General features: G+C 46.6%; 4 protein-coding genes. All 4 read right to left on the minus strand.

The annotated features are described in order from the left end of the window. Positions 1 to 379, minus strand: a 379-nt coding sequence (locus EA392_00020; GenBank protein ID TVR42797.1) for a hypothetical protein, incomplete at its 3' end; no start/stop codon positions are given. A gap of 2 nt (positions 380 to 381) precedes the next feature. Next, entirely contained in the window at positions 382 to 1,185 is an 804-nt protein-coding gene (locus tag EA392_00025) for a hypothetical protein (protein TVR42798.1), read from the minus strand. A 117-nt stretch (positions 1,186 to 1,302) separates the two neighbouring features. Further along, a complete protein-coding gene (locus tag EA392_00030; GenBank protein ID TVR42799.1) occupies positions 1,303 to 2,730 on the minus strand; it encodes a phage portal protein in 1,428 nt (475 codons plus the stop codon). Then, positions 2,727 to 3,416 carry a hypothetical protein gene (locus EA392_00035; GenBank protein TVR42800.1) on the minus strand — a complete coding sequence of 230 codons (690 nt, stop codon included), beginning with the start codon at positions 3,414 to 3,416 and terminating at the stop codon, positions 2,727 to 2,729. The genes EA392_00030 and EA392_00035 overlap by 4 nt, the downstream gene beginning before the upstream one ends. Between the last annotated feature and the right edge of the window lie 12 nt (positions 3,417 to 3,428).

A 3,428-nucleotide genomic window follows, 5' to 3' on the forward strand; every position in this document is an offset into this window, starting at 1 on the left:
ACTCGTATATATCCAGACCTCCCTTTTCGTTCTCCTTTGACTTGTCCATGATAGGATTAAGCCCGAATGAATGCTCAGTGATCAACCCGTCCTCATACTTCAATGCTACGTTCTGGCTGTCTGCATCGCGACCCAGCTTGCTAACCATGAACGTACCGAAATTGTCCTCTTCAATCTTTTGCGGTTTACCGATGGTATTCCAATGGTTGTATAGGTGCTTAATCCGTGAGAAAGATTCTGCCACGGTCTTTGTACTTGCACCGGGAAAGATCCGGTCACCATCGCTGTCGTAATCACCAAATTTGTTAAAGTAAAAAGCCACTTCGCGGCGTTCGGTGTCAAGGTCTTTCAGCTCGTAGCTGTTTGATTTTATTTTCATGGCTATTCGTTTAAAAGTTCATCAATATAATTGTTTACCGGTTCGTATGTAATGCCACAGCGACAGTTAATGACGTTTTCGGCACTGCCTGAAGGATCACCGGGGTATTGCATTTCATCTGAACCCCCTGTTTCGCGCGGCACCCTGAAAGCCTCTGAATATTCGGCCCGCGTTTCATGCATCGCCTCGTGACTGTCACGTGTATCCATTAATGCAGCGACCCATATTTTGCGCGTCTTATCGCTGAAGGCTCCGGCACCGGTATAGCTGCCCTCATTGCTTGCCCCCACTACTTCGGTTCGTGCTATACGCATTGCCCTGAATCGGTCTATGCCGGCCTGCTGTTTCATGATCTCCTGTGCTACCTTTGCAGGCCCCCAGCCTTCATCAATGCCGGCCTGGATCACTTGTCGTGTAACGCGTTCAATGTCGGCAAACAGTGTACGGGTGCTTTGCTGTATCTTTAAGCCGCATCGCCCGATGACAAAATCTCTCATGTGCCGCATCCACTGGGATTCCAGCACCTCAAAGTCCTGCTTCATCTTCATGCCTTTTTGCTGCAACTGTTCGGCTTCTCTTCGTGCAAAGGCTACCCCGGTAACCTGGTAAATGTCAATGAACAATGACTGCATCTGCTCCTGTACTTCGGCCTCACTTAATTGGTTCAATGCTTGAGCGGCGTCTCCCAGTTCGCGTATGCTTGCTGCGTACTTTTCACGGATTGAGCGCAATGTATGCGCTGTTAGTGCGGTACCATAATTGATGTACCGCACACGCTCCGCATTTATTTGACGCCAGGTTTTCATTTATTATCAATCTGTTTAATTACCTCCCAATACAGCTTAGCCCGCTGCTTTGCTTTTAAATGTTGTTCTAAACCGTACAGGTATCTTCCATCGTTTTTGTACTTTGGTATTTTCATGTTAGTAAGCCTTTGATTTTAAACGTTTTAATTCGTCATCAATCCTGTCAAAACTCGTATCAAACGAAGCCTGAGACATAGGTATTTTAAACGGGTCAATGAACAGGTCATTGGCCAGCTCAGAATCGATCGCATCGTAATTCATTGCATGGCGTTTCTCGTTATCTGTTACCCAATCAATTCCTTTATACATATTCGCAATATCACTCAAATCATCCTGAAGTTCAACAATGCTGAACAGGTCATAGTCTATATGATAACGCGTGCTGCCTTCGGTCAGATTGTCCACGATCCACCGGTTCATCTTGTCGCGGAATATATCCATTTTAGGCAGGATGTTCCCGGTGATAAGCTGCTTTCTTGCCTCCAGTTTGTTACTAAACGTTGTGCCCGGCAAATACAACTCCGGGGGTACTTGAAACAGGTTGCACAGCCTTACAGCGTTCTTGTCCATTGCGGTGTAAACGCCCAAATCAACCGGGCTTTTACCGATCTCTGTTACCTGAATAGGTGCATTGGTCATTTTTAAACCGCCCGCGTTCTTGGTGCCCTTCCACTTGTCAACCTCAATTTTCAGTGCTTCGGCCTGCTCGCGTGTAAACTCTTCAGGAAACGAACCGCGCGTGATTGCCTTATGTATCAACGCCCGCACCCCGTTATTCTGGAAGCTGCCCGTACTGGTATCTATGCCCATGTTATCCAGGGTCAGGATACGCGCACCGGCCTGAAGCGGTGAAAGGCCGTATAGTTGACGCCCGTCCGTTGCAAAATCGGGGTTCCAGTTCTTAAGATGCAAGATGTGTTCCTTTGGGATGATGTCGTTTGTCTTCAGGTAGTTGCGCAACCGATAGCCGAGAATAGGATCAAACGATGTGCCCGCGATGATCTCAACATCAAAAGCCGGTGCCACGTGTACCGAGGCGAACTGCTTTGTGCCTTCACGCGGTAAGCCGTAAAGATAGAAGTTGCCCACGGTAGGCAGCCAGCCGAAATATTCCTCTACAATCTCATTAAGGCTCTGATACCCGTTCGGCTCCTGTATGAACTTCATTGCCGGGCCTGTGGTGACCTCCTCCAGTGCTTTGCGCTTGTAGTGGATCGCCCGCTCTAAATTCTGCTTGTAGTTCTTGCCCGACTTAACGCCCTTCATAGCGTATTGATACTCCCTGTATGCCTTCTCGTTAACTATTTTGTGTGCCAGCCAATCAATGCTTTTCGCGATGCCCATTGGTAGTGTTACCAGCGAGTAAACCAGGTCATTGTACATATAACCCTTTGTGATGAATTCTTTTGGCTCCTTGCCTACCCAAATCGGAAGCCGCTCATTAAGCAGGTCGAACATTTGTGCATAAAGCTGATTGTCCTCAACCGTCTGCATGTCCTTCTGTCGCTGTGGCCCACTGAACCAGTTTTTAAAAGGGTTTTTCATAGTATGAATATTTCTGATTGTTGCTTTAAGCTCAAAGCATACCGAGCAGCATCAATCCCATGATTAAAAGCGTCAATAGGTTTGTTTGTTGTCTTTCCCTCCTTGTCGGTTGCCCATGAGTAATTTCTAAACTCCTTAATTAGATTCGTGCTGCGCTTAGTGATAAATATCTTTTTGCTCTTCAGCTTGTCGATACCTGCATTGATTGAATCCTTACCCTTTACACTGGGCTTTACATTGTACCCAAATATCCTGATTTCATCGATGCTCTTAGGCTCTGCACTGTCGGCAATGATTTCATCGTAGTTCTTTTTCAGTCCATTGCTTTCTAACATTGCGGCAATGTTGCGGTTTGTCAACCCTGCCTGATAGAATATTTCATCAATATAAAACGCTTCCTGCGATTCAACCACCCGAACCAATACAGACGGGTCGTTAGTGTAACCGAAGTCAAGCCCGAACCGCTCCCGGCCTTTTACCTCCGGTATTACATCTATTTGCTGCCATTCGGTAAAAACCAAGCCCTCCAATCTGCCCATTTCACCTTCCACATATACACGCCTGTAATTGTCGTCAATGGTTGCCCGTGATAGCATCATTTTCTTTATGCTTTCATCCAGCTCCTCATTGTCTTTGAATGTAGTATGTATAAATCGGAAGCTATCAGCAAACGCCGGGTTGTTCATTATCTCAGTATT

This window comes from Cryomorphaceae bacterium (assembly GCA_007695365.1).
Lineage (GTDB): Bacteria > Bacteroidota > Bacteroidia > Flavobacteriales_D > SKUL01 > SKUL01.

Bases quoted from the DNA above. Each gene is read 5' to 3' on its own strand.
- EA392_00025 (TVR42798.1), bottom strand. From the start codon at position 1,185: ATGAAAACCTGGCGTCAAATAAATGCGGAGCGTGTGCGGTACATCAAT.
- EA392_00030 (TVR42799.1), bottom strand. From the start codon at position 2,730: ATGAAAAACCCTTTTAAAAACTGGTTCAGTGGGCCACAGCGACAGAAG.
- EA392_00035 (TVR42800.1), bottom strand. From the start codon at position 3,416: ATGAACAACCCGGCGTTTGCTGATAGCTTCCGATTTATACATACTACA.